Genomic DNA, 26,090 nt, shown 5'->3' with positions numbered 1-26,090 from the left:
ATCAATTACATCGTATACGTAGGGTCGGTACTATTTTGCATACCGCCAATCAACTTCTCAATTTTGCCTGATAAATTGGCTTTATCATCAATAAAAGCAACCCCGATACCGGCAGGATTGGCGCTTTGCGAACCATGCGGTGCAACCCAGGCCACTTTGCCGGTGACAACCATCGGTTCAAGCGCGTCGGGTAAGGTGACGCTAAGCGCCAGCGACTGGCCCATTTTATATTGCCGGGCAGAGCGGACAAACAAACCACCATTTTTGAAAAAGGGCATATAGCAGCGATATAACTCTTTATTATCGCTAAAGCCCAGAGTCAGCTCTTCCATTTTGCCTCCTGATGTTGCAATAAAGGTTTTAATTCAGTTAATAAACCGGTTAACGCTAAGGCGCTATTTTGCCCTATTATCCGGGTCGCGTCACGACACCAGCGCTGATAAACCGCTAAAACTGTTTGCTGGCGTAAAAAATCTAACGGCTGAGCCAGACGTTGCCGCAAATAAAAGCCCAGCATACCACTTAATTCTGCGTTACCGTCCAGTTGTTTTACTGTAGCTGACAACAGTAATTTGCCAGCAAAATAGTCGTCCAGTATGGTCAGCATCTTGCTCAGACTATCTGCTTGTTCATTGGCCAGCAGACGGAGCGCTTTTAAGGGTGAGCCCTGACAATAGTCGAGCAATTCTGGCGGGATTGGCTGGCGGCTTTGCCTGCTAAGCCATTGTTCCAAATCTGTTGCCCTACCGGCGTTCAATTGCCAGCGCTGACAACGGCTGCGAATGGTCGCTGATAACTGCGAATAAGTGCTGGTGACCAGAACAATAAAGCAACCTGCAGGAGGTTCTTCTAATGTTTTAAGTAAGGCGTTAGCTGCCGCCTCAGTCATACTGTCAGCACCCGGAATAATCACCACCCGGTATCCCTGCTGCTGCGCTGCGCTATAGGTAAACTGGTTAAGCTGGCGTATTGCATCCACCCCGATATGCTGGGTCTCGCTTTGCAAAACCAGCAAATCGGCGTGATTACCGGCCTGGCGCAATAAACAGCTTTTGCACGCACCGCAAGCGCCCTGCGGCTGGCGATTTTTGCATAACAGCAACGCGGCCAGCGCATTGGCCAGGGCGTTTTTGCCAATACCGGCCGCCCCGGTAAGCACCAGGGCATGAGCCAGCTGACCATTTTCTGTTAGTGCCTGCATTTGCTGAAACGGTGGTAACAACCATGGATAAAGCTCAGTCATCTGCATGCCCGGCAAAATGGTTTTGCAATGCCGCAGTAATGGCTTGCTGCACTTCAGCCAGCGGCTGACTGGCATCAATGGTAATAATATCGGGCTCTGTTGCCGCTATTTGCCGGTATTTTTGCCGGGTTCTGATAAAAAAGGCCAGTTGTTCCTGCTCTATCCGGTCCAGTTCACCGCGTGCCGCCGCGCGGCTTAAGCCTATTGCCGGATCGATATCCAGATACAGGGTCAGATCCGGCCGGGTATTGCCCAGAACCGTATTGCGAAGATTATTAATAAGTTGTTCGTCCAACTGCCGGCCGCCTCCTTGATAAGCGCGGGATGACATATCATGCCGGTCAGCCAGCACCCAGTCACCACGGCCAAGCGCGGGCCGGATAACGTTGGTCAGCAATTGCACCCGGGCAGCATACATCAGCAGCAACTCGGTTTGTGGCGCGAGTATCTCAGTGTTATCCACCTGTTTTACCAGAGTGCGCAATTGTTCTGCCAGTGGCGTGCCGCCGGGTTCGCGGGTACACACCACCGTTAGCTGACGTTGCAACAACCAGCTGCGGATAGTCGCTATCGCGCTGCTTTTACCTGCCCCTTCCAGCCCTTCTACGACAATAAACCGACCGGGATTAGTCATCTTTCTTTCCCAAAATATACTTCCTTACTGCAGCATTATGTTGCTCCAGGGTCACTGAAAATACATGTGAGCCATCGCCGCGGCTGACAAAATAAAAATAATCACTGTTATCGGGCTGTGCTGCCGCCTGCAAGGCGCTGGCTCCGACCAGCGAAATCGGCCCAGGCGGTAAGCCATGATGGCGGTAGGTGTTGTAAGGGTGAGGGTTACGTAAATCAGCATACGTTATCCGGCCCGCATAGTTGGTTAAACCATAAATTACAGTTGGATCTGTTTGCAGCCGCATATTGTGGTTTAAGCGGTTAACAAATACCGAGCTCACCAGTGATTTTTCAGCCAGCAAACCGCTCTCTTTTTCAATCAACGATGCCATGATCAGCAATTGATAGCGATTTTGCAGCGGTAGAGCGCCCTGTCGCTGCTGCCAGGCGAGTTCAAGCTGGCGCAACATGGCTTGCTGAGCCCGTTCTACCAATTCGCTGGCAGTACTATTTGCCGTATAAAAATACGTGTCGGCAAATAACAGCCCTTCCGGGTGCTGTGGCGGGGCGCCCCAGTCAGCAGGCCAGCTTAGTAGTGCCAGCATCTGCCGGGTACTACTGATATCCTGTTGTAAGTGCTCAGCCGCCTGCAATCGGAGTAGCGCCTGTTGTACCGTTTCACCCTCAATAAACGTCAGACTGAACTGGGCTACCTCGCCACTGGCAAATAAACGCAACAACGACAATAAAGTGGCATCTGCTGGCGTACGATAAGTGCCCTGTCGTAACTGCGCCAGTTCAGGCTGCCATTTTAAATACAATCGGAGCAGATAGCAGTCGTATGCCTTTAGCTGCCCTTGAACCAGCCATTGCTGACAGAGGCTGCGGGCACTGCTGCCCGCTTGCAGGTTAAAATAGGGTTGGGCCAATTGTACAGGTCGTTGCTCCAGCTGTTTAATTGCAACGCTTAGCAACACCACCACAGCCACAACGGCTATTAACAAAACAACAAACATTTTTTTTAGCATAAAAGCTTATTACACCAGGTTTTAGCCAGCGCCAGATCAAGCGGCTGCTTATTGTATGATTGCACCGGTACCGCACCCATCAACGCGTTAGTAAGCACCATCGCATCGACCTTATTCAGCTCAGGCAGTCGCCAGTTAACCTGTTCAATGTCAGGATCGCGGCTGAGCACATAGCTGCGCATGACGCCGGCAACACCAGCACGCTTTAGCTCTGGCGTATACCAGTGGCCTTGACGATGCAAAAACAGGTTTGCCGCAATAGCTTCAGTGACATAGCCTTGCTGATCACACACCAGCAGATCATCAACCCCACGGCTTATTGCTTGCTGCTTTAACAATACCTGCTCCAGACGATTACAATGTTTCAATCCGGCCAGAAGTGGTTGCACCGCCAGCTGCAGTTCAGCTAATGCCAGCGTTACCCCACGCTGCTGCCAGCGACTATAATCAGGCAGCGTACTCATACTGATATAAATACTGGCCGGCGCGATCCCTGCCGGGCTGTAGCCTCGATTACCAGAGCCGCGCGAGATTTGGATTTTTAATACTGCGTTATCCGTATTCTGCGCCGCGATAGCGTTCAGGACTGCGCTGCTGATCAGATCCCAGTCAGCAATTTTAATCGCCAACTGTTCAGCGGTATATTGTAATCGACTCAGATGCAGTGGCCATAGCTCAGCAACACCATCGGTGACCCGGATAGTACTGAAAAAACCATCACCGTATAAAAAGCAGCGATCATTCGGATTGATAATGTTGGTCACGTAGCGCTATAACAACAGGTAAATAAAGCCGAGTATGCCTTAATTTGCAGATAAAACAAAGGCTGCCGCGGCAGCCTTTGATGTCGATACCAGGGGGTTATATCCGTTTAAACAAGATAGAACCGTTGGTACCACCAAAACCGAATGAATTGCAAAGAGCAAACTCAAGCTTTGCCTGGCGAGCGGTATGAGGAACATAATCCAGATCACAGCCTTCGCTGGGGTTATCCAGATTAATGGTCGGCGTCACCAGCTGATCCTGCAAGGACAATACGGTGATAATTGACTCTACCGAGCCGGCAGCGCCAAGCAAGTGCCCCATCATTGATTTGGATGAACTGACCATCAGGTTTTGTGGTTTAGCACCAAAAACTGATTTAATCGCCATGGTTTCAGCAATATCACCCGCTGGGGTTGAGGTACCATGCGCATTAATATACTGCACCTGATCCGGGTTTACTCCGGCATCATTCAAGGCATTTTTCATTGATAACGCCGCACCGGTGCCACTTTCTGGTGGTGAGGTCATGTGATAGGCATCACCGCTCATGCCAAAACCAACCAGTTCAGCATAAATTTTTGCACCGCGGGCTTTTGCATGCTCGTATTCTTCAACCACCATAACACCCGCACCATCACCTAACACAAAACCATCACGGTCTTTATCCCAGGGACGACTGGCTTGCTCTGGTGCATCATTACGGGTAGACAATGCCCTCGCCGCACCAAAACCACCCATGCCAAGTGGCGTAGAGGCTTTTTCTGCACCACCCGCTATCATTGCATCGGCATCACCGTAGGCAATCATCCTGGCCGCCTGACCAATATTGTGTACCCCGGTAGTACAAGCGGTAACAATACTGATATTCGGTCCCTGCAACCCAAGGTTGATGGACAGATGACCCGCAATCATATTAATAATGGTCGAGGGAACAAAAAACGGCGACAATCGTTTAGGGCCGCTGTTTATCAGTTTGGTATGATTTTCTTCAATTAACCCCAGGCCACCGATGCCAGAACCAATAGCTACACCAATTCGTGGCGCATTCTGTTCGGAGATTTCCAATCCGGAGTCACGAAATGCCTGAATACCGGCCGCAACACCATATTGAATAAATAAATCCATTTTCTTGGCTTCTTTGGCCGGAAAATAAGGTTCAATATCGAAATTTTTTACCAACCCTGCAAACTTCGTAGTGTATGCACTGGTATCGAAATGCTCAATAAAACCAATGCCACTCTTGGCTTGCTGCATAGCCTGCCAGCTACTGGTTACGTCATTGCCCAGTGGCGTTAACATTCCCAGACCAGTCACTACCACACGACGTTTTGCCATCGTGTCCTCCGTCTTAGCAAATTTTATCTGTCTTGAAACGAAAACGGGTAGCTAAGCTACCCGTTTTACAAGCTTTTCGCTTACTCAGCGTGGGCTTTAATGTAGTCAATCGCCGACTGTACAGTAGTGATTTTCTCTGCTTCTTCGTCAGGGATTTCAGTATCGAATTCTTCTTCCAGCGCCATTACCAGCTCAACAGTATCCAGTGAGTCGGCACCTAAGTCATCAACGAAAGACGCTTCGTTCTTTACTTCGTCTTCTTTAACACCCAGTTGCTCAATGATAATTTTTTTAACGCGTTCTTCGATGTTGCTCATCTTTTCTTCCTTTTTCTCATATAAATCGCAACAATTCGTGCAATTTTGTGTGGCGCTAGTTTATGCGTAAGCTGCAATTGTTGCAAGCATGCTTACCAGCATTTTTTGCTGGTCAAACCTGCTCTGCTCAGAGCATATACATCCCGCCGTTAACGTGAATTGTTTCACCAGTAATATAGGCTGCCGGTGCTGAAACTAAAAAAGCAACTGTCGCTGCAATCTCTTCTGGCTGCCCCAGCCGATTGGCCGGCACCTGAGAAAAAATAGCTTCTTTTTGCTCGTCAGACAGCTCTTTAGTCATATCTGTATCAATAAAACCCGGCGAAACGGCATTAACCGTAATACCGCGTGATGCCACTTCGCGTGCCAACGACTTGGTAAAACCTAACACCCCCGCTTTAGCCGCCGCATAGTTAGTTTGGCCGGCATTACCCATTGAACCCACCACGGAGCCAATAGTAACAATGCGACCATAACGCTTTTTCATCATACTACGCAACACTGCTTTGCTTAACCGGAATACCGATGTCAGGTTAGTCTGAATAATGTCAAACCACTCGTCGTCTTTCATCCGCATTAATAAATTGTCGCGGGTAATACCAGCATTATTAATCAAAATATCAATTTCGCCAAACTGGTTTTTGATTTCGGTTAAACAATGTTCAATTGACTCAGGGTCAGTAACGTTTAACACCAGCCCCTGGCCTTTATCGGCCAGATAAGCCGAAATAGCGGCCGCGCCTTTTTCCGAAGTAGCGGTACCCACTACTTTTGCTCCCAAGGCGGCTAATTGCTCTGCAATAGCTTTGCCAATACCACGACTGGCTCCCGTTACCAAAGCAACTTTGCCCTCTAATGAAAGTAAATTTGTCATAATTATTCCTGTGTAAGCTGAGTTAACGCAGACTGCAGCGACGCCTGATCATTCACCGAACTGGTATTAAGATTTTTATCAATACGTTTAACCAGGCCACTTAGTACCTTGCCAGCGCCTATCTCAATCACGTCAGTCACGCCCTGACTGGCCAGCCATTGAATGGTTTCGGTCCAGCGAACCGGGCTGTACAACTGACGAACCAGTGCCTCTTTTACGGCGGCACTGTCAATAGCAATACTGACATCAACGTTGTTTATCACCGGTAATTGCGGGGTATTAAAAGTCAGTGCCGCTAAATCCGTAGCCAGTTGTTCTGCAGCCGGGCGCATCAGGGCGCAATGTGAAGGAACACTTACCGGCAACGGCAAAGCCCGTTTGGCACCGGCTGCTTTACACAGCTCACCAGCCCGTTCTACCGCAGCTTTATGGCCAGCGATGACAACCTGGCCCGGCGAATTATAATTTACCGGCGCGACGATTTCACCCTGTGCCGCTTCGGCGCAGGCTTTGGTAATGGCAACATCATCCAGGCCAATAATGGCAGACATAGCGCCAACCCCGGCCGGCACCGCCTGTTGCATATAGTGCCCACGTTGTTCAACCAGCTTCACCGCCGTGCCAAGGCTTAACACTTGCGCACAAACCAAGGCCGAGTATTCGCCCAGAGAATGACCCGCCAGATATACCGGCATAGCACCACCTTGTTGTTGCCACAGGCGCCAGATAGCGACTGATGCAGTGAGAAGTGCCGGTTGTGTGCGATGTGTTTCATTTAAATCCGCTTCCGGACCATTAGCCGTCAGTGACCATAAGTCATAACCCAGCGCGGCAGAGGCCTCGGCAAAGGTGGCTTTGACACTATCATGCTGATAAAGATCGCCAAGCATACCCACGCTTTGTGAACCCTGCCCGGGAAATACGATTGCAAGTTTTTGAGTCATTTTTTGTCCTGCATGTTTAAACGGTAACGAAAAATCAGTAACGAACCAGCGCAGATGCCCAGGCAAATCCACCGCCGAAGGCTTCCAACAGTAGGGTCTGGCCACGTTTAATCCGGCCGTCGCGGATTGCTTCATCCAGCGCTGTCGGCACGGTTGCGGCAGAGGTATTGCCATAACGATCCAGGTTAATCACCACCTGATCCATCGACATATCCAGTTTACGGGCCACCGCCGAGATAATTCGCAAGTTTGCCTGATGCGGTACCAGCCAGTCTATTTCTGATTTATCCATATTATTGGCACTGAGCGTTTGTTCAACGACCTGCGATAACTTGGTAACGGCCACTTTAAATACGTCATTACCCTTCATACTGCCCCATGACGTATGAACTGAGCTCTCGTTACCCCGGATAGGATTATCAACATATAATAATTCTGAATATTTGCCCTCGGCGTGAATATGAGTTGACAGAATACCCGGCTGTTCAGACGCTTCGAGCAGTACTGCGCCTGCAGCATCACCAAATAAAATCACCATTGAACGGTCTTCCGGGCTGACTAACTGCGATAAACAGTCTGAACCGATGACCATTATGCGTTTCGCCATACCGGTTTTTATATACTGATCAGCCACGCTTAAGCCGTAGCAAAAGCCGGCACAAGCCGCAGCAATATCAAATGCGGGAATCACAGGTATAGCTAGTTCACGTTGAATTTCACAGGCAGCGCTGGGTAAGGCCCGCGACGCGCTGGTGGTCGCACAGATAATCATATCAATGCTGTTTTTATCTACCCCTGCGGCCTCTATCGCTTTTAATGCCGCCTGCGCGCCCATGGTGGCAACCGACTCATCAGCCCCGATAATCCGTCGCTCTTTTATTCCGGTTCGCTCGATAATCCATTCATCGGTGGTTTCCACCATGGTTTCCAAATCTGCGTTGGTGCGAACTTGTGACGGGAAATAACTCCCGGTGCCAATAATGCGTGAGTACATGCGAACCTATGCTTTATCAATTAATACGTGTTCCAGCCGATCTTTAATTTTAGCAGGCACCTGGCGTTCAACCTCGCGCACTGCTTGTCGGATGGCACTTAAAAATGCGTCTTTTGTCGCATTTCCGTGACTTTTCACTACAATTCCGCGCAATCCTATCAGACTTGCGCCATTATAGTGGTCGGGGTTCACCCCCTGATAAAGACTTTTTATGAAAGGTTTCAGCAGCCAGCTGAAAAATTGAGCACTGACCCGCTGACGCAAACTGGTTTCAAAGCGGCGCAATATCAGCTTGGCCACACCTTCGCAGGTTTTTAACGCCACATTGCCGACAAATCCATCGCAGACAATAACGTCGGCTTTACCCGAAAAAATATCATCGCCTTCGATATAGCCAATATAGTTAATGTCGTTACAGTGGGTTAGCAATTGCGACGCCCGCTTAATTTGATCAGAGCCTTTGATCTCCTCTTCGCCCATGTTCAGCAATGCCACCTTAGGATGGCGAATACCCACCACCTCTTCGGCCATAACCGCGCCCATCACGGCAAATTGAAATAAAGTATCTGCATCACAATTAACCGTGGCGCCTAAATCCAGCATATAAACCGGGTTGCCCTGACAACTGGGTAAACCACTGATCAACGCCGGGCGTTCGACACCGTTTAGCATTTTCAATACATAATGCGCCATCGCAATCAGTGCTCCGGTATTACCGGCACTGACACAGGCTTGCACTTCGCCCTGCTCGACTAAATCGAGCGCTTTGCGCATTGATGATTCTCGTTTGCTGCGAAGGGCAACCGATGGCTTGTCGGCCATGCCAACATCGTGATTACTGGCAACCAGGCTAAGTCGGGGGTGAGGAAAACTGTTATGGAAACGCAATTGTTGTTGCAACATCTCGGTGTCGCCGCACAACACCAGATCTAGCTGGGGGAACTCAGCAATCGCTGCCAGGGCGGCAGCAATAGTAGTAAGGGGGCCATGATCGCCCCCCATCATATCTAAAGCAAGTTTAATCTTTATTGGCTGCACCAGGTGCATCCAGGCTTACTTTACTTTACGACCTTTGTAAAAACCATCGGCAGTAATGTGGTGACGACGATGCGTTTCACCGGTAGTTGAATCAACTGACAGCGTAGGGCCAGTTAATGCATCGTGTGAACGGCGCATGTCACGACGTGCACGAGATTTTTTGTTTTGCTGAACAGCCATGGTATTTCTCCTAAATCACTTTTTTTTCAGTTCTTGCAGTATGGCAAAGGGGTTTGGTTTTTCTGGTTCTGGCCCTATATCTCCGAAGCTCATCGCATCAGCGCTAATATGGCAAGCTGCTGCATCATGCATCGGAAACAGTGGTAATGCCAGAATAAGTTCATCCTCAACCAACTGCCGTAAATTTATTTCGCCATGCTCATTGCGGACGACAACATCATATCGCTCTGGTATTAATGCCAGCGCTGCATCATCATCACCTTTCACCGGGGTGTAGACAAACTTGCTGTCTAACACCAGCTGCATCGGCTCGCCACAACGTTCACAACATACAGCAACCTGACATGCCGCCTCGCCGTGTAATACAGCCAGGCCCTGCTCATCGGTACCGCATTCAATTCTTACTGCCACTTCACCTTGCTTTTCAACCAGGCTCTCTGTTAACCGGGTTAAGGTTTGCAGCAGCACTATGCCGTCAAACACCGACCGTTTCTGGGCAGCTTTAACCGGATCAAGCGTAACAGGTATTTTCACTTTTTGCATAAGGCGCGCATCATATAGAACCCAACCCCTGCTGTCAAAGGGATCCCATAGTTTTTTCTGCTTTTTATTGCCCGCTTAAAAACCGTCCTTTGTACAACACGTATTGAGTTGGCATAATAGCGTTTTAATCGTCTGCATTGAAGGTTTTATGAATCAATCTGCGCTGCCCGCGCTTTATCTGGCCTCTACCTCGGTATATCGACGGCAATTACTGGCGAAGTTAACGCCACACTTTACCGCAGTCAAACCTGAAACAGACGAAACGCCGTTTTCTGGCGAAGATGCAACGGCGCTGGTCCGCCGACTGGCAAGAGCAAAGGCACAAGCCGTGGCAAACACGCTAAGCGAAGGGTTGGTGATTGGTTCTGATCAGGTAGCCGTGTTTAATGGTCAGATTATCGGCAAACCACATACCGTGGACAATGCCATCGCCCAGTTGAGTCAGTTTAGTGGCCACAGTGTGACGTTTTTAACCGGTCTGGCCCTGATTAACGCAACAACGGCTCAATGCCAGCTTATTGTTGAGCCTTTTACCGTAAGTTTTCGTATCCTTAACGAACAGGAGATTGCAGCGTATGTCGCACGAGAGCAGCCTCTGGACTGCGCCGGAAGTTTTAAGAGTGAAGGCTTAGGTATCAGTTTATTCAGTGCATTACGGGGCGACGATCCCAACAGTCTGATTGGTCTGCCGCTAATCAAGCTATTGCAACTGCTACGAAATGAAGGCGTCGACTTATTAACTGCTGGCTATTGAGCAGCCAGCAGTCCGGACGCAGCGCTATATATGTGACAGCTATATATGTGACAGCAACGAAGGTAAATCGTCAATTATCGCTTTGGGCTGAAATTGACTTAACACTTCCGCCCCATGCACGCCATGGGTTACCCCTACTCTTGGCATCGCAATCGACTGAGCCATTTTCATATCATGGCTGGTGTCTCCGACCATAATAGCGTTGGCAGGTTTAATGTCTAACTGCTGACTTATCTGCAATAGCATATCCGGGTGCGGTTTCGACTGTGCCTCATCAGCGCAGCGACTGGTAACAAAATAGTCAGCCAGCCCGGTTTCCGCAAACATCCGGTCCAGGCCTTTTCTGGCCTTGCCCGTGGCAACGGCCAGCAAGATATTTTGTTCAGCCAGCGCCTTTAATACCTGCTCTACTCCGGCAAATAATGGTGTCGGCGTCGTATCGTAAATCGTGTAATGATCGCGGTAATGCTCAAACAGCTGAGCGCGCTGCGTGGTATTCGTGTCGGGAAAAAGCACAGCGAATGCCGGATCCAGACTTAAACCAATAATTTGCTTAACGGCGTAACTGCTTGGCACAACGAGCCCCGTTAAACCAGCGGCAGCCTGCATCGAAGATACGATGCGACCAATGGAGTCCATTACCGTACCATCCCAGTCAAATATCACCAGGTCGACGTTGCTATTATTCTGCTGGGTCATACTACTTTCTCGTTAATCTGGTCATCGCGCTTTCCAGCTGCACATCAAGTGGTGCCTCAATCCGCATCGTCGTCAAACTGTTCGGGTGGGTAAAACTGAGGCTTTTGGCATGCAAAAACAACCGGTTTAGTCCTAGCTGCTGCATCTGACTACTAAAGGCGTTGTCGCCGTACTTGTCGTCACAGGCGATAGGATGTCCTTTGCAGGCAGTATGCACCCGAATTTGATGCGTCCGACCGGTAACCGGAAAAGCTTCCACCAGAGTGCCTTCCTGATAACGCTGCAAAATTCGAAAGCGGGTTTCTGACGGTTTCCCATTAACCTCGTCAACTTTAACCACCCGTTCGCCCGACTGCAGGGTATTTTTTCTAAGCGCATCGGTCACTTTACGCACTTTATTGTCCCAGTCACCACTGACCAGTGCCCAATATTTTTTCTCAACGGTTTTATCACGTAACTGGGCATGTAAATGCGTAAGTACCGAGCGCTTTTTGGCAATGAGTAAACAGCCGGACGTATCGCGGTCCAGCCGGTGCACGAGTTCCAGCAGTTTCGCTTGCGGGCGTAAGGCTCGCATCGCTTCAATAACGCCGAACTGCAAACCACTGCCGCCATGCACTGCCATGCCTGAAGGCTTGTTAAGTACGATCAGGTCGCTGTCCTCAAACAGAATATGACTTTCCAGTTCGCTGACCAAAGTTAACTTTACTGACACTCTATCCGGCTCTGCGGCAACAGTTAACGGTGGCACCCGGACGATATCCGCCTGCTGTAACTTATACTCAGGTTTGACGCGTTTTTTATTAACTCGCACCTCACCTTTTCGCAAAACGCGGTAAATGACACTTTTGGGCACCCCTCTCAAGCGTGCCAGCAAAAAATTGTCTATTCGCTGACCGATAAAATCATCTTCTATTTCAATCATTTGTATTGGTAATTTGATTTCATCTGCCATGTGCTTTAAATACTCTGCTAAAATTACTTTTAAGTTGCTATCCGACGCATATTAGTGGGATAATCATCCGGCTAATTATGCCAAAATGTGGCAATTAGGGCGCTCAAAGTGACATAAGAGAAATTGTGCGGCACCGTCAGGGGATGTGATCATACCGAAATCTTGGTGAAAACCAACGTTTTTATAGCCCCGGCGTTTAAATAAGCCATTTGCCTGAGGTGATGTTGCGTAATCTGTTACCAATAACGGCAAAACACAGTTTCCAGTAACCTGAGCAACAAGAATAATTTGCTATAACGCAACGCCGAACGGCGGTGTGTTTCAGATTCAAACGAAAACAGATAACTATACTGTAAATAGTGACAATTTGGTTCCCTCAGGCATCCCAGTCGGGAGATTGCATTATTTGATGCCTGATAACATCTGAACACCCAGGTGCCCAGTAAGGTTGCGTTGTGGCTGCATAATAGAGTCACCCAACAATGAAAAGAATGTTAATAAATGCCACGCAGGAAGAAGAAATCCGCGTTGCTTTGGTCGATGGCCAAAAATTGTATGACCTGGACATAGAAAGCCCGGGTCATGAACAAAAAAAAGCGAATATTTACAAAGGCAAAATTACCCGGGTTGAACCCAGCCTGGAAGCTGCATTTGTTGATTACGGTGCTGACCGCCATGGTTTTTTACCGTTAAAAGAAATTTCCCGCGAGTATTTCCCTAAAGGTTATAGCTTTGATGGCCGCCCTAATATTAAAGAGGTGGTTAAAGAAGGCCAGGAAGTTATTATTCAGATCGATAAAGAAGAGCGCGGCCAGAAAGGGGCGGCGTTAACCACCTTTATTAGTCTGGCCGGTTCTTATCTGGTACTAATGCCAAATAATCCACGCGCTGGTGGTATTTCCCGCCGGATAGAAGGTGATGAACGTCAGGATCTGAAAGACTCACTAGGCCAGTTGGAAATGCCTGATGGTATGGGTTTAATTGTCCGTACAGCCGGGGTAGGAAAATCGTACGAAGAGCTGGATTACGATTTAAAAGCGCTGTTAAAACATTGGTCTGCGATCACCGAAGAAGCCGCTAAACGTCCGTCACCATTCCTTATTCACCAGGAAAGTAATGTGGTATTTCGCGCCATCCGCGATTACCTGCGCCGTGACGTTGGTGAAATCCTGATCGACAACCCGAAAATCTTTGAAGAAGCCAAAGTCTATATTCAACAATTCCGGCCAGATTTTGCCCATCGGGTAAAAATGTATGACGGCGAAGTACCGCTGTTTATGCACTATCAGATTGAAACCCAGATAGAAACAGCCTTTCGCCGTGAAGTCAGGTTGCCGTCAGGTGGCTCTATCGTTATCGACGGCACCGAAGCGCTTACTGCAATTGACATTAACTCGTCAAAGGCAACTAAAGGCGGTGATATCGAAGAAACCGCTTTTAATACTAACCTGGAAGCGGCAGATGAAATTGCCCGTCAGTTACGCCTGCGCGACTTGGGTGGCTTAATTGTTATCGACTTTATTGATATGACGCCGGTACGGCATCAGCGTGAAGTGGAAAACCGTCTGAAAGATGCGGTTAAACACGATCGGGCCCGGGTACAAATTGGTCGCATCTCCCGCTTTGGCTTACTGGAAATGTCACGGCAACGCTTACGTCCGTCTCTGGGTGAATCTGCAGGCCATGTTTGCCCACGCTGTCATGGCCGTGGCACCATTCGTGGTACAGAGAGCTCAGCATTGTCAATTTTGCGCTTAATCGAAGAAGAAGCGATTAAAGACAATACCAGTCAAATCCATGCCCAGGTACCGGTATCCGTTGCGACCTATTTAATGAACGAGAAACGGGAATCAGTACGTCGGATTGAAAAACGTAATGGTATCCAGATCTTTATTATTCCTAATGAGCACCTGGAAACACCAAACTATGAAGTATCGCGTATCCGCATTGATGAAGAGCTGGATGACGTAAGTTACAATATGGTTAAGGCACCAGAAGTGATCAGCAAGCCTTACCAGCCCTCTGTTGAAGTAGTAAAAGAAAAACCCGCAGTCTCGGCAATTAATATTGCACAGTCAGCCCCTGCCCGTTCAGCGCCCGCGCCAGCATCGGGTATTCCGGTAGCCGATGCTAAACCTGATTTATTCAGTAAGCTGAGCAAATGGTTTAAAGGGTTAATTACCGGCAGCGAGCCGAAAGTTGAGCACAGCAAAACACCAAGCCAGCAGCATACTGCCCGTAAAGAAGATGGCAGAGCCAGCCGCAACAACCGCGATGGCGCGCGTGATGCCGGTCGGGATAATACTCGTGATTCTGGTCGTGATACCGGTCGTGATAGTAGCCGTGCTGATAGTAAAAATGACAATAATCGTCGTCGCAATAACAAACGCCGTCGTCCGGATCAGGTAGACCGTGCGGTAGATAAAGATGATAGCGTTAATAGCACTGCTGCTGCACCGGTAAAACAGGACCGTACTCCGCGCCCTGCGCAGGAACGCAGCCGCCAGCCAGACGCCCGTAAGCCACAAACCGAGCGCGCTGCTGAGGCCGCGTCTGCAGAACAAGGCGAAGAGCCGAAAGAGCGCAGTGTTGCGGCAGAGCGCCGGCAACGTCGCAATGTACGTAAGTCAGTTCGGCTTAATCAGCCTGCTGAAACGGCAACGGCTGCGCCTGAATTATCTGCTGAGACAGCACTGACAGGGCAACAAACGCCGGCAACTGCAGAGCAAACCGCTGAAGCGATTAATACAACTGCCAGTGACAACCAGACTACAGCGGTAAGCACTGCTAAAGTCGACGATGTGGCGACATCAACACCCCAAACACCTGAAGTTGCCACAGAGAACACCTCTGGAGCGGTAACGCCTGCTGTTGAAGCAACGGCTGCAGAAGCAGTAGTGAGCGAAACGTCAGATCAGGAAGAAGGTGAAAGTACTGAACCTCGCAGCCGCAACCGCCGTTCACCACGGCATTTACGTGCTGCTGGCCAGAAACGTAAGAAAGACCAGCAGGAACTGGCTGCCGGTACGGAAGTGCCTGTCACTGAAAACCAGGAGACGACAGCTACTGATGTCCCGGTTGTGCCAGCAACTGTAGCCAAGCCAGAAACCACAGCGGAAACTGCAGTGGAACCGACTCCTGCTGTTGAAAATGTTGCAGATACCAGCGACGTTAGCACGACTGCTGATACTGCAGCTGAAGATGCTTCTGAACACGAAAAAGAGCACGTCGACAGTAAGCCCAAGGCCCCCGCCAAGGCCAGAGCTAAACCTGGACGGCCCCGGGCCAAACGTAAAACTGCTGAAACCACTGCAGATAAAGGCGCTGAAAGCACGGAGAAAACTAAAGCAGAAAAAGCTGAACCCGTTGCGGCAGCAGCTAAACAGAAAGCAGTTGCTCCTGAGCAATCTGAATTGAATCTGGCGCCGGCAGAAAACGGTACGGCTACTCCGCCAACGGCAAAGGCGGCTACTACCGAGCAACCGGCTCAACCGGCTCAACCGAAGACCGAGCCAAAAGCTGAACCGAAAACACCAGCACCTAAAGCCGCTGCGGCCAAAACAGCAAGCCGTTTCGGTAATATGGTAGTGGCCGATATGGCTAAACCCGTTGCTAGCGCAGCGGAGTCTGCATCTGTCAGTGCTACTGAGACAGTTACCCCTGCAACTCCGGTCGCAGAGCGCCCGACTGTCAGCAGTTCAACCCGGCCAGCCGGCTCTGCTTTTGCCAGACAGGCAGCCAGTGCGCCAATGACTAAGCCAGAAAAAGCAGAATAAAAAAAGCCCCCTTGTCTGGGGGCCGTTACCTGTATCTGTGAATATAAAACCAGCCTAACCGCTGGTTTTTTTAATTAGAAATCGTACTTAGCACTGAACTGCAAACGATTCATATCACCTTCTAAACCTGATTCTACTTCGCGATTAGCAAATTTGTATTCAATACCAAACATCAGCTTTTTAGCCGCCTGATAAATCAGGTTAGTGGTCCAGCTACTGGTCGTTTTGGTTACACCGGCACCCGTTAGCGCAGTATCGTTATCCACGCTTAACATCGAATACACCAGATTGCTGCGCCACTGGCTATTCCAGTTATGCCGGTAAGCCACAGCAAATGCAGTGGAGTCGATAGCATCAAGCTCGTTAGTGTTATCCAGTACCGCACCGTTTGCCGTGTTTAAACCAATATAACGCCCCACACCAGAGCCTGTCGTTGCGGTTAAGCGGATATCATTATTATTAGCTAACATTATTTTTGCCGTAGCGCTTACGCCAAACGCTGAAGTGGTTGTATCGATCGTGGCTGTTTCATAAGCCAATTGACGCACCAGAGCAGATACGGACCAGTTACCCCATTCGGTCTTCTGGCCATATTTAAAGACTAAATCCGGCGTGGCGTTATCATCAGTGGTGATCCGGCTGCCACCACCAAAAGGGGTGACCGTGGTTTCAGGATTCTCGATAGCCACCTGAAAATTGCCACTGGTATAGCGGATTTGCGCCTGGCGCGCAAATGGCATGGCATCGGTATTGCCGATAAAATCCAGGGTATCCGGCAACGCACTTAAATCCATAAAAGTGGACCAGGTTTGGCCGAATAACCAACCATCGTAGGTAATAAAGGCGTGACGTAACCGGGGAGAATAACTGTTGGTGATCCGCTCATCTCCGCCCGCTGTCGCCAGGAAATCCAGCTCAATGTGGCCACCTAGCGTTTTGCCATTCTCCAGCTGGGTTGTCGTTTTAAAGAAGAAACGCGACTGACGGGCATGAAAATCAAAGCTCCCGCCCTCATCAGCACCACCAACCGGTGTCAGGCTCGGGATGTAAAAGTCACGGCCGATACCGGTTGCAATCTGGCCATCGGAGCTGTCGGTATACATGGCGTCAAGTTTAACGTAGCCACCGAAGGTCACATCAGTGTCGCCAATATTAAAACCATTAGCCTGAACACTGCCAGCCGACAACGCCAGCACAATGGCTGCAGTCAGGGCACTTAGGGTCTTTCTCTGTCTCATCTGAAGTTCTCCATCTTTATTATTGTAATAACATCTGGTTTGCGTTATTTAAATTTTGACGGTACAACTTTGGGTGACAGTCTGTAAGTTCGCAATTAGCCTTTAGTCGCAGTTAGCGCAATATGCAATGCTTGGCTAGACTATGGTCTAATTTCAATTGCCGTCTCAATTCGATAGAAAGTAACCAGTTATAATTACTTAGATAAATACTGCAGATCCACAGGGGAAACTATGTCACATCCAAGCCTTTATCCGGTAAGTGCTAAGGCCAAAGCCAATACACATATTACCGATGACATTTATCAGGAAATGTACCGTCAGTCGGTTGAGCAGCCTGAACAGTTCTGGGCTGAGCAAGGTAAGCGTCTGGATTGGATCACGCCCTACAGCAAGATAAAAGACACCAGTTTTGAGCTAGGTAAGGTTAAAGTAAACTGGTATAGCGACGGCACCTTAAATGCCAGTTATAACTGTTTAGACCGTCACCTGGCTGACAGAGCCGATCAGGTTGCGTTTTACTGGGAAGGCGATGAACCCGGGGTGCAGAAGACGGTGACCTACCAGCAACTTTACGATCAGGTGTGTGCGCTGGCAAATGGCATGAAATCGCTGGGGGTGAATAAAGGTGATCGGGTAACAATATATTTGCCGATGATCCCGGAGGCGGCCATCGCTTTATTAGCCTGCGCCCGGATTGGCGCGGTCCATTCTGTGGTCTTTGCCGGCTTTTCACCCGATGCGCTGGGCAGCCGGATTATTGATTGCGATTCAAAACTGGTTATTACCTCTGATCAGGCACTACGTGGTAGCAGAGCAACGCACTTAAAAGATAACACTGATGCAGCGCTGGCCCATCTGGGCACTGACAGCCCGGTGAAAAATGTTATCGTGGTCAAACACGTGGCTAAAAATATCGATTTTCATCCCGGGCGGGATGTCTGGTACCACGAGCTGGTCGCCAGCCAGAGTAAGCACTGTGAGCCAGAGCCAATGAATGCCGAAGATCCGCTGTTTATTCTTTATACCTCAGGCTCGACCGGTAAACCCAAAGGCGTATTACACACCACAGGCGGTTATCTGGTGTATGCAGCGATGACGCATCAGTACGTATTTGATTATCACGACGGTGACATTTACTGGTGCGCAGCGGATGTCGGCTGGGTTACCGGTCACAGTTACATTATTTACGGCCCTCTGGCCAACGGCGCCAGCAGTGTGATGTTTGAAGGGGTACCAACCTACCCCAGCGTTAAACGTATATCACAAATTGTTGATAAATATCAGGTTAATATTCTTTACACTGCCCCTACCGCAATTAGGGCACTGATGGCCCATGGTGACAGCCCGGTAGAAGGTGCCAACTTAAGTTCGCTGAAAATTCTGGGTAGCGTCGGCGAGCCAATAAACCCGGAAGCCTGGAACTGGTATTACGAAAAGGTGGGTAATAGCCAGTGTCCTATCGTCGATACCTGGTGGCAAACTGAAACCGGAGGTATTTTAATTACGCCGTTACCTGGTGCAACAGCACTGAAACCAGGCTCTGCCACCCGGCCATTTTTCGGCATAAAACCGGCAATTCTCGATAATGAAGGCAAGCAACTTGATGGTGTCGCTACTGGTAATCTGGTGATCCTGGACAGTTGGCCCGGCCAGATGCGTACCTTATATGGCGATCATGATCGTTTTGAGCAGACGTATTTCAGTACTTATCCGGGCATGTATTTTACCGGCGATGGCGCAAGGCGTGATGAAGATGGTTATTACTGGCTAACCGGCCGGGTAGATGATGTATTAAATATTTCCGGCCATCGTTTGGGTACTGCCGAAATTGAAAGCTGCCTAGTCGCGCATGAGGCAATAGCAGAAGCGGCAGTGGTAGGTTATCCGCACCCTATTAAAGGTCAGGGTATTTATGTTTATGTTACACCACGAGTTGGCGTTGAACCCAGCGATGAACTGACGAAAGCCATCCGGGCCTGGGTTAGGGAAGAAATTTCGCCTATCGCAACCCCGGATCTGGTGCAATGGGCACCAGCAGGCTTACCGAAAACCCGCTCGGGTAAAATTATGCGGCGCATCCTGCGCAAAATTGCCGCAAATGAGCATGATCAGTTAGGTGATATTTCAACCCTGGCCGACCCGTCAGTTGTTGAAATTTTAGTGAATAACCGTTTAAATCGTCAATAAGGAAAAAACAGCGTACACTTAACGTTGTTCCAGTTGCAGCAAAAAAGGCCGCTATTGCGGCCTTTATTATAATTACAATTCTGGATCTTACCGGAGGATTTATATGACAAAGCTTATTGTTGCAGACGACCATCCGTTGTTTCGCAACGCATTGATTAATGCGATAAGCAGTACTTTTGTCACCAAGGCGACCATCGAAGCAGATAGTTTCGACAGTACCTGCACTGCATTGGAGCAACATCCCGATACTGATTTGTTGCTACTGGATTTACATATGCCTGGTAACTGCGGTTTTCTGGGATTAATTCAGTTGCGTAAAAACCATCCCAGCCTGCCAATAGTCGTTATTTCTGCCAGCGAAGAATTAGATGTCATTCGCCGGGTAATTGCCTTTGGTGCGTCGGCCTATATTCCCAAATCGGCTAACCCAGTGGATATCAGTACAGCGCTGAATGCTGTGCTGTCAGGTGAGCTCTGGGTGCCTGCGCCTCTGCACAAAGCAGTGTTTCAGGAACAAAGTGCCGGCGAAGATTTAGACCTGGCCGCTAAAGTAGCGCAGCTTACTCAGCAACAATATAAAGTGCTATATTACTTAACCGAAGGTTGGCTGAATAAACAAATTGCTTATGATCTGCATATTTCAGAAGCCACGGTTAAAGCGCATATTACTGCTATTTTTCGCAAACTGGGCTGCACCAATCGCACCCAGGTGGTCATTCAAGCGCAGCGACTCACCTTAGAGCCGCCGGTAGACCGGGCAATGGCGCAACAGCACTGAATGACACTGATTGCTGATTATTCCTGTCTGGCACGCTTAAGCATTTTAAAATGGTTCAGGCTGGCTCTGAGTGCGCCGGGTTTAATCGGCTTAGCCAGATACATTAACCCCGCGGCTTTTGCCTGAGCCGCTAAATCTGCTTGTGGCGATGCTGAAACCAGAATGCCTCCAACCTCACCCCAGAACGCTTTGATTTGCTGATACACATCAAGACCATTGGCATGCTGGCCTAACTGATAATCTATCAGCATCACATCGGGTGCAGGGGCACCACGGGCATATGCCAGCAACTCGGCTTCATCATAAAAGCAGCTTACCGTCGCAATCTGCCACTGCTCCAGCAATACTTTCAAAGCAGCAAGGTTAGCCACATCATCATCAATACATACTACTGTTAATCCGGGCAACGGTCGTTGCGCTTGTTTTCCAGGTAGTGGCAACAGGGCTCGTTGGCGCTGATCCGTCAGCGGCAAACTAATACTGAACAACGTACCCTGACCTGGCCACGAGCGAACATGCAACGGGTGCCCCAGTAATTTTGCCATTCTGTGGACTACGCCTAAGCCGAGACCAACACCTTGCTGGCCTTTTGCTGTCGCATCTATCCGGTAGAAATCTTCAAAAATCCGTTCTAAGTCATCAGGAGCAATGCCAGGGCCAGTATCCCATACCTGAATCACCACCGTATCGGCACGCTTTCTACAACCGAGTAAAATTCGCCCCTTTACCGTATATTTCAGGGCATTTGACAGCATATTTTGCAAGATTCGCCGCAAATAAGTCGAGTCAGTCAGGACATAGTGCGCGGTCATCCGGACTTTCAGGTTTAAGCCTTTCTGGCTGGCTACTAAACTGAATTCATCCGCCAGCTGTGACAGCAGCTCTTGCAAGGCCACCGGATGGACATCCGGTTTCAACTTGCCATCGTCAAGTTTGGCAATCTCCAGTAAGGTTGAAATTAGCTCTTCTGAGGCTTTTAAAGAATTATCAAGTTGGCTTAGAATAAGATGTTGTTGCGCTTTCTCTTTAGCACCACCAAGCGCTGCGGCAAATAATCTGGCCGCGTTTAGCGGCTGCAGAATATCGTGGCTGGCAAGCGCCAGAAAGCGCGTTTTCGATGCATTGGCCATTTCCGCTTCGGCTTTCGCTTGTAACAGCTGCAGTTCGGTTTCCCTGCGCCGTCCGACTTCCGCCAGCAGTTCGTGATTGATATCCGAGATAGTCTGAGTGCGTTCCTGCACTCGGTCTTCCAGATGTTGTTTCGCCTCAGCCAATGCCTGCACAGCTTTAACATGCTCAGAGATATCAGTAAAGCTGGTCACGAAGCCGCCGCCAGGAATAGGATTACCGCGCATTTCAATCACCCGGCCATCAGGACGAACGCGCTGAAAGACATGGGCGGTACCTTTTTGCATATGGGCGATACGTTTTTCAACATGCTCATCCGGATTGCCTGACCCACAAAGCCCCCGCTCAGCATTTAACCGGACAATATCGGCAACTGGCCGCCCTACCCGAACCATGCCCTCCGGGTAACTGAACATTTCCAGGTAAGCTTTGTTCCAGGCAACCAGTTTTAGCTCCCGGTCAACCACACTTACCCCCTGACTTAAGTGTTCCAATGTGGAAAACAGTATTTTGCGGGAAAACTGAATGGCCTGAGTCGTATCGTCAAACAGGGTTACCACATCTTCAAAACCAAGCTGGCGGCCTTCAAGCACCGCGTTAACCATCGCCGAAGCTGATGAGGCACCAATAACACCGGAAAGCTCACGTTCAACATGTTCAACCAATCCAACGCTAGGTAAGTCATCGAGTTGCAGGCTGAGTTTATGCTTACGACCAAACTCTGCCAGACACTCAATGGCCCGGGTGCTGCCAACAAACCGCTCCAGCAGTATTTTTAAATCTGCATTGTGAATACGGATCCGGCGCGCTGGCGTATCCTGATGATCGATAGGTAAGTTAGGTTTAACAAACGCCACGGCTTGCAAACGATCTTGCAGGTTGACATTACTGAACAGCGATACCATCACATACGCCAGAATATTAAAACCTAACGACAACAGTACCCCATGGCTTAAGCTATCGAGCGAAATGCCAAACATGCCGGTAGGCGACAGCCAAGGCACGCCCAACAGCCCCTGCTGCATAATGTCACTATTGATTACGCCGGCATTAACCAGTTGCGGTAGCATAAGCGTGTAAAACCACAACACCAGCCCCAAGCCTAAACCGGCATAAACCCCCCAGGCATTACCACGGCGCCAATACAGACCGCCTAATACCGCTGGTGCCAGTTGAATAGCCAGAGCAAATGCCAGTAAACCGGTTTCAGCCAGTTCATAATTGCGGGCAAATATCTGATAGTAAAAATACGATAAGCCCATCACCAGCAGAATCATCGCCCTGCGTACCAGAATAATCAGTAAACTGTAATCATGGGCGATGCGTTTACGCCGGCTGGAGTGCAACAAACTAGGCATCACCACGTCATTACTGATCATGGTACTGAGCGCTAGCGTGGCAATAATGATCATTGAGGTGCCCGCGGAAAAACCACCAATAAACACCAGCGCACTTAAACTGTTCCAGCCCGACTGTGCAGGGATCAATAACACGAAACTATCAGCCTGTTGCGCCATGCCGGGAAACATCTGCATTCCGGCTACTGCCAATGGCACCACCACCAGAGTAACCAACAGCAGATAGCCCGAAAACCAGCGCCGGGCATGACGTAAATGATGATGCGAGACATTTTCAACAAAGGCGACGTGGAATTGACGGGGAAGCAGAAATACGGCAGCCATCGCCAGAATGGTTTTGGTAATAAATTCAATGATGCCAGACGTGCTGTGCTGGGTCTGTTGATTAGCGGCATGTTCAGCAAACACTCGTAGTACATTCTGATCTTTATCCAGAATAAACACATACACCGTGATGGCCAGAGTGAGTAAAGCAAACAGTTTAACCACAGATTCAAAGGCTATAGCGACCATGACGCCGCGATTCTGCTCAGTTAAATGTAATTTGCGGGTACCAAATAAAATGGCAAAAAACGCCATGGCGATGGCGCTAAGTAAGGCACTGTCCTGATACCAATGACTTGCAGTGTCGGAAAAATCACCACCGAGCAGTACCTGATAAGAACTGGCCACGGCTTTTAATTGCAACGAAATATAGGGCACCACCACAATCAGGCAAATAATGGCCGAGAACATGGCAATATTTTTACGCTTGCCATAGCGGGCAGAGATAAAGTCGGCAATTGAGGTTACATTTTGCTTTTTTGACACATACAGCAATTTAAACAGAAAAGGCTGGCCAAAAATAAACAGTAGCACGGGGCCAAGATAAATCGGGATATAATCCCAGCCACGGGTAACCGCGGTGCCCACCGCACCATAATAGGTCCAGGAAGTGCAGTACACTGCCAGAGCCAGACTATAAATAAGCCCCCCATACTTTCGTATAAGCCGGTCATCGGCATGACGTTCACCCCAGTTCGCAACCCAGAACAACCCCCCGACATAAATTAGCGCCAATAAGGCGACAGTCCATGCTGTCACAGCATTCTCCTTAGTACTTATTAACGCTACTTTGGGCTGCAATAACCCTTGCTGTCAATCTTTGGCTGTCAGGCTTCGACTAAAGTCGGGCTGGCGCCCCGGTTAACTACTGCTAGATTAACAATGCTCGATAAAAATAACTAAAGGAGAAATATGATGGCGGACCATAAAAGTAACGCCCAGGCATACTGGCAAGCGAATCTGCGCTTGATCATTATCAGTCTGGCGATATGGGCATTGGTGTCCTATGGCTTTGGCATTTTACTGCGGCCATGGTTAGCAGGTATTGCGGTTGGAGGCACAGACCTGGGTTTCTGGTTTGCGCAACAAGGTTCTATTTTAACGTTTATCGTTTTGATCTTCTTCTATGCCTGGAGAATGAACAAGCTTGATAAAGAATTTGGCGTGGACGAGGAGTAAGCAGGATGAGTCAATTTGCAATAAACCTGATATTTGTCGGCGGCTCCTTCGCCCTCTATATCGCAATCGCAATCTGGGCACGTGCCGGCACCACTAAAGAGTTTTATGTGGCTGGCGGCGGAGTAAACCCAGTAATGAACGGTATGGCCACCGCCGCCGACTGGATGTCCGCAGCGTCATTTATTTCAATGGCTGGCTTAATTGCCGCCGGCGGCTATGCCAATTCTACCTTTTTAATGGGCTGGACTGGCGGTTATGTATTACTGGCCATGTTACTGGCACCTTACTTACGTAAATTTGGTAAGTTCACTGTGCCGGACTTTATCGGTGATCGTTTTTACAGTACCGGTGCTAGATTGGTCGCGGTAGCCTGTTTGATAATTGCTTCTGTTACCTATGTTATTGGTCAGATGACCGGTGCCGGCGTGGCGTTTTCCCGTTTCCTTGAAGTCAGTAGCGATATGGGACTGATTATCGCCGCAGTTATTGTCTTCCTGTACGCGGTTATGGGAGGCATGAAAGGCATTACCTATACCCAGGTAGCACAGTACGTCGTATTAATTATCGCCTATACCATTCCGGCTGTATTTATTTCACTCCAGCTAACCGATACTTTTTTACCGCCGATAGGATTATTTTCTGAGCATACTGAATCTGGCATGCCATTGTTGGCCAAACTTGATCAGGTTGTTAGTGAACTTGGCTTTCGTGACTACACCGCTGACGTGGATAACAAGCTGAACATGGTGCTGTTTACCTTGTCACTGATGATCGGCACTGCAGGTTTACCCCACGTTATTATCCGCTTTTTTACCGTACCTAAAGTAGCCGATGCACGTTGGTCTGCAGGCTGGGCCTTAGTATTTATTGCCTTACTATACTTAACTGCACCAGCAGTTGCTTCAATGGCGCGCTTAAACCTGATGAATACTATTTATCCGGCAGGACCAACGGCTGACTCTATTCAGTATGCCGAACGTCCAGATTGGATGAAAACCTGGGAAACCACTGGTTTAATTCAGTTTACCGACAAAAACAATGATGGTCGTATCCAGGTTTATAATGATACGCCGGCATTTGCTGCCACCGCATCCGAGCGGGGCTGGAACGGTAATGAATTGGTGGTAAATAACGATATTCTGGTACTGGCTAATCCTGAAATTGCCAACCTGCCAGGCTGGGTTATTGGTTTAATTGCTGCTGGTGGTCTTGCTGCTGCGTTATCCACGGCAGCTGGATTGTTGCTGGCCATCTCGTCTGCGATTAGTCACGACTTAATTAAAGGCTCGATTAAACCGGATATCAGCGAGAAAGGGGAGTTAATGGCAGCCCGTATTTCAATGGGGGTGGCTATTGTAGTAGCTACCTGGCTCGGCATGAATCCCCCCGGCTTCGCTGCACAAACGGTTGCTCTGGCCTTCGGTATTGCCGCTGCGTCAATCTTCCCGGCGCTGATGATGGGTATTTTCTCCAAGCGGGTTAATAACAAAGGTGCCATTGCCGGTATGCTGGCAGGGTTAATATCGACCTGTGTGTATATCTTCCTTTACCTGGGTTGGTTCTTTATTCCTGGCACCGCCACCTTTGAGAATATTCCGCAAAATTGGTTGTTTGGTGGTACAGGCTTTGGCATTTCGCCGCTGTCGTTTGGTGCGGTAGGTGCCATGATCAACTTCGCCGTCGCTTTCACAGTCTCAGCTCTGACTGCACCACCACCGGTGCGGATTCAGGAACTGGTCGAAAGCGTGCGTTTCCCGCGGGGTGCTGGTAAGGCAACAGACCACTAAGCTATAGTTAACAATAAAGTTAAGAAAATAGTTAAAGTAGTAGCGGGCTTT

23 protein-coding genes are annotated in these 26,090 nt (G+C 49.2%); 6 read left to right on the top strand and 17 right to left on the bottom strand.

All coding sequences use genetic code 11. The features are described from left to right. Positions 1-5: 5 nt before the first annotated feature. From B2Q61_RS02065 to yceD, 13 genes are all read right to left on the bottom strand, one after another. Positions 6-332, bottom strand: a complete 327-nt coding sequence (locus tag B2Q61_RS02065; RefSeq protein ID WP_290616272.1) for a PilZ domain-containing protein — start codon at positions 330-332, stop codon at positions 6-8. Next, positions 320-1,243, bottom strand: coding sequence for a DNA polymerase III subunit delta' (gene holB, locus B2Q61_RS02060; protein ID WP_290616274.1), 924 nt, complete (start codon positions 1,241-1,243; stop codon positions 320-322). The genes B2Q61_RS02065 and holB overlap by 13 nt, the downstream gene beginning before the upstream one ends. Next, positions 1,236-1,877 (bottom strand): dTMP kinase, encoded by a 642-nt coding sequence (gene tmk, locus B2Q61_RS02055; protein WP_290616276.1) that lies wholly within the window; start codon positions 1,875-1,877, stop codon positions 1,236-1,238. The genes holB and tmk overlap by 8 nt, the downstream gene beginning before the upstream one ends. After that, positions 1,870-2,886 carry an endolytic transglycosylase MltG gene (mltG, locus tag B2Q61_RS02050; protein WP_290616278.1) on the bottom strand — a complete coding sequence of 339 codons (1,017 nt, stop codon included), beginning with the start codon at positions 2,884-2,886 and terminating at the stop codon, positions 1,870-1,872. The genes tmk and mltG overlap by 8 nt, the downstream gene beginning before the upstream one ends. Further along, complete coding sequence (gene pabC / locus B2Q61_RS02045; protein WP_290616280.1) at positions 2,880-3,650, bottom strand: aminodeoxychorismate lyase; 771 nt, start codon at positions 3,648-3,650, stop codon at positions 2,880-2,882. The genes mltG and pabC overlap by 7 nt, the downstream gene beginning before the upstream one ends. Before the next feature lie 97 nt (positions 3,651-3,747). Next, positions 3,748-4,986 carry a beta-ketoacyl-ACP synthase II gene (fabF, locus tag B2Q61_RS02040; RefSeq protein WP_290616282.1) on the bottom strand — a complete coding sequence of 413 codons (1,239 nt, stop codon included), beginning with the start codon at positions 4,984-4,986 and terminating at the stop codon, positions 3,748-3,750. Between the two features lie 80 nt (positions 4,987-5,066). After that, complete coding sequence (gene acpP, locus B2Q61_RS02035) at positions 5,067-5,303, bottom strand: acyl carrier protein (RefSeq protein ID WP_008223041.1); 237 nt, start codon at positions 5,301-5,303, stop codon at positions 5,067-5,069. 127 nt (positions 5,304-5,430) lie between these two features. Further along, positions 5,431-6,177 (bottom strand): 3-oxoacyl-ACP reductase FabG, encoded by a 747-nt coding sequence (fabG, locus tag B2Q61_RS02030; protein ID WP_290616287.1) that lies wholly within the window; start codon positions 6,175-6,177, stop codon positions 5,431-5,433. Between the two features lie 2 nt (positions 6,178-6,179). Further along, complete coding sequence (gene fabD, locus B2Q61_RS02025; protein WP_290616289.1) at positions 6,180-7,121, bottom strand: ACP S-malonyltransferase; 942 nt, start codon at positions 7,119-7,121, stop codon at positions 6,180-6,182. 34 nt (positions 7,122-7,155) lie between these two features. Continuing rightward, the gene (locus tag B2Q61_RS02020) at positions 7,156-8,115 is read right to left on the bottom strand and encodes a beta-ketoacyl-ACP synthase III (RefSeq protein ID WP_290616291.1); all 960 of its coding nucleotides are present in this window, start codon (positions 8,113-8,115) and stop codon (positions 7,156-7,158) included. A gap of 6 nt (positions 8,116-8,121) precedes the next feature. Continuing rightward, on the bottom strand, positions 8,122-9,162 hold the full coding sequence (plsX, locus tag B2Q61_RS02015) for a phosphate acyltransferase PlsX (protein WP_290616293.1): 1,041 nt from the start codon (positions 9,160-9,162) through the stop codon (positions 8,122-8,124). A gap of 6 nt (positions 9,163-9,168) precedes the next feature. Then, a complete protein-coding gene (gene rpmF / locus B2Q61_RS02010; protein WP_019675618.1) occupies positions 9,169-9,333 on the bottom strand; it encodes a 50S ribosomal protein L32 in 165 nt (54 codons plus the stop codon). A 15-nt stretch (positions 9,334-9,348) separates the two neighbouring features. Next, positions 9,349-9,876, bottom strand: coding sequence for a 23S rRNA accumulation protein YceD (gene yceD, locus B2Q61_RS02005; RefSeq protein ID WP_290616295.1), 528 nt, complete (start codon positions 9,874-9,876; stop codon positions 9,349-9,351). Positions 9,877-10,024: 148 nt separating this feature from the next. Between yceD and B2Q61_RS02000 the strand changes: the two genes are divergently transcribed. Beyond that, entirely contained in the window at positions 10,025-10,630 is a 606-nt protein-coding gene (locus tag B2Q61_RS02000) for a Maf family protein (protein WP_290616297.1), read from the top strand. A 39-nt stretch (positions 10,631-10,669) separates the two neighbouring features. Here B2Q61_RS02000 and B2Q61_RS01995 read toward each other — a convergent pair whose 3' ends face one another. Next, positions 10,670-11,329, bottom strand: a complete 660-nt coding sequence (locus B2Q61_RS01995) for an HAD-IA family hydrolase (RefSeq protein ID WP_290616299.1) — start codon at positions 11,327-11,329, stop codon at positions 10,670-10,672. Position 11,330: 1 nt separating this feature from the next. Next, positions 11,331-12,284 (bottom strand): 23S rRNA pseudouridine(955/2504/2580) synthase RluC, encoded by a 954-nt coding sequence (gene rluC, locus B2Q61_RS01990; protein ID WP_290616301.1) that lies wholly within the window; start codon positions 12,282-12,284, stop codon positions 11,331-11,333. A gap of 482 nt (positions 12,285-12,766) precedes the next feature. On the opposite strand from rluC, the gene rne reads away from it, so the two are divergent. Continuing rightward, positions 12,767-16,060 carry a ribonuclease E gene (rne, locus tag B2Q61_RS01985; protein WP_290616303.1) on the top strand — a complete coding sequence of 1,098 codons (3,294 nt, stop codon included), beginning with the start codon at positions 12,767-12,769 and terminating at the stop codon, positions 16,058-16,060. 74 nt (positions 16,061-16,134) lie between these two features. Here the strand turns inward: rne and B2Q61_RS01980 are convergent, their stop codons facing one another. After that, positions 16,135-17,298 carry a DcaP family trimeric outer membrane transporter gene (locus tag B2Q61_RS01980; protein WP_290616305.1) on the bottom strand — a complete coding sequence of 388 codons (1,164 nt, stop codon included), beginning with the start codon at positions 17,296-17,298 and terminating at the stop codon, positions 16,135-16,137. A gap of 231 nt (positions 17,299-17,529) precedes the next feature. Between B2Q61_RS01980 and acs the strand changes: the two genes are divergently transcribed. Together acs and B2Q61_RS01970 are read left to right on the top strand one after the other, a co-directional pair. Further along, complete coding sequence (gene acs, locus B2Q61_RS01975; protein WP_290616307.1) at positions 17,530-19,485, top strand: acetate--CoA ligase; 1,956 nt, start codon at positions 17,530-17,532, stop codon at positions 19,483-19,485. A 103-nt stretch (positions 19,486-19,588) separates the two neighbouring features. Beyond that, positions 19,589-20,263: a LuxR C-terminal-related transcriptional regulator gene (locus B2Q61_RS01970; protein WP_290616309.1), complete on the top strand. Its 675-nt coding sequence runs from the start codon at positions 19,589-19,591 to the stop codon at positions 20,261-20,263. Between the two features lie 17 nt (positions 20,264-20,280). On the opposite strand, the gene B2Q61_RS01965 is transcribed toward B2Q61_RS01970, so the two are convergent. Next, positions 20,281-23,832, bottom strand: coding sequence for a PAS domain-containing hybrid sensor histidine kinase/response regulator (locus B2Q61_RS01965; RefSeq protein WP_290616311.1), 3,552 nt, complete (start codon positions 23,830-23,832; stop codon positions 20,281-20,283). Positions 23,833-23,988: 156 nt separating this feature from the next. Here B2Q61_RS01965 and B2Q61_RS01960 point away from each other — a divergent pair, with 156 nt between their 5' ends. Further along, positions 23,989-24,252 carry a DUF4212 domain-containing protein gene (locus B2Q61_RS01960; RefSeq protein ID WP_046553731.1) on the top strand — a complete coding sequence of 88 codons (264 nt, stop codon included), beginning with the start codon at positions 23,989-23,991 and terminating at the stop codon, positions 24,250-24,252. A 5-nt stretch (positions 24,253-24,257) separates the two neighbouring features. Continuing rightward, positions 24,258-26,039: a sodium:solute symporter family protein gene (locus B2Q61_RS01955; protein WP_290616313.1), complete on the top strand. Its 1,782-nt coding sequence runs from the start codon at positions 24,258-24,260 to the stop codon at positions 26,037-26,039. Positions 26,040-26,090: the final 51 nt, after the last annotated feature.

This window comes from Arsukibacterium sp. UBA5043 (assembly GCA_002415085.1).
In the GTDB taxonomy this organism is placed as follows: Bacteria; Pseudomonadota; Gammaproteobacteria; order Enterobacterales; family Alteromonadaceae; genus Alishewanella.
The sequence above is the reverse complement of the archived record's forward strand: the minus strand, read 5'-3'. Positions and strand labels throughout refer to the sequence as shown.

Excerpts from the sequence above, each read along its gene's own strand:
- rne (WP_290616303.1), top strand. The coding sequence starts at position 12,767 with ATGAAAAGAATGTTAATAAATGCCACGCAGGAAGAAGAAATCCGCGTT.
- acs (WP_290616307.1), top strand. The coding sequence starts at position 17,530 with ATGTCACATCCAAGCCTTTATCCGGTAAGTGCTAAGGCCAAAGCCAAT.
- B2Q61_RS02020 (WP_290616291.1), bottom strand. The coding sequence starts at position 8,115 with ATGTACTCACGCATTATTGGCACCGGGAGTTATTTCCCGTCACAAGTT.
- acpP (WP_008223041.1), bottom strand. The coding sequence starts at position 5,303 with ATGAGCAACATCGAAGAACGCGTTAAAAAAATTATCATTGAGCAACTG.
- holB (WP_290616274.1), bottom strand. The coding sequence starts at position 1,243 with ATGACTGAGCTTTATCCATGGTTGTTACCACCGTTTCAGCAAATGCAG.
- B2Q61_RS01970 (WP_290616309.1), top strand. The coding sequence starts at position 19,589 with ATGACAAAGCTTATTGTTGCAGACGACCATCCGTTGTTTCGCAACGCA.
- yceD (WP_290616295.1), bottom strand. The coding sequence starts at position 9,876 with ATGCAAAAAGTGAAAATACCTGTTACGCTTGATCCGGTTAAAGCTGCC.
- fabD (WP_290616289.1), bottom strand. The coding sequence starts at position 7,121 with ATGACTCAAAAACTTGCAATCGTATTTCCCGGGCAGGGTTCACAAAGC.
- B2Q61_RS01960 (WP_046553731.1), top strand. The coding sequence starts at position 23,989 with ATGGCGGACCATAAAAGTAACGCCCAGGCATACTGGCAAGCGAATCTG.
- B2Q61_RS01955 (WP_290616313.1), top strand. The coding sequence starts at position 24,258 with ATGAGTCAATTTGCAATAAACCTGATATTTGTCGGCGGCTCCTTCGCC.
- rpmF (WP_019675618.1), bottom strand. The coding sequence starts at position 9,333 with ATGGCTGTTCAGCAAAACAAAAAATCTCGTGCACGTCGTGACATGCGC.
- plsX (WP_290616293.1), bottom strand. The coding sequence starts at position 9,162 with ATGCACCTGGTGCAGCCAATAAAGATTAAACTTGCTTTAGATATGATG.
- B2Q61_RS01995 (WP_290616299.1), bottom strand. The coding sequence starts at position 11,329 with ATGACCCAGCAGAATAATAGCAACGTCGACCTGGTGATATTTGACTGG.
- rluC (WP_290616301.1), bottom strand. The coding sequence starts at position 12,284 with ATGGCAGATGAAATCAAATTACCAATACAAATGATTGAAATAGAAGAT.
- tmk (WP_290616276.1), bottom strand. The coding sequence starts at position 1,877 with ATGACTAATCCCGGTCGGTTTATTGTCGTAGAAGGGCTGGAAGGGGCA.
- B2Q61_RS02065 (WP_290616272.1), bottom strand. The coding sequence starts at position 332 with ATGGAAGAGCTGACTCTGGGCTTTAGCGATAATAAAGAGTTATATCGC.
- B2Q61_RS02000 (WP_290616297.1), top strand. The coding sequence starts at position 10,025 with ATGAATCAATCTGCGCTGCCCGCGCTTTATCTGGCCTCTACCTCGGTA.
- B2Q61_RS01980 (WP_290616305.1), bottom strand. The coding sequence starts at position 17,298 with ATGAGACAGAGAAAGACCCTAAGTGCCCTGACTGCAGCCATTGTGCTG.
- fabG (WP_290616287.1), bottom strand. The coding sequence starts at position 6,177 with ATGACAAATTTACTTTCATTAGAGGGCAAAGTTGCTTTGGTAACGGGA.
- fabF (WP_290616282.1), bottom strand. The coding sequence starts at position 4,986 with ATGGCAAAACGTCGTGTGGTAGTGACTGGTCTGGGAATGTTAACGCCA.
- mltG (WP_290616278.1), bottom strand. The coding sequence starts at position 2,886 with ATGCTAAAAAAAATGTTTGTTGTTTTGTTAATAGCCGTTGTGGCTGTG.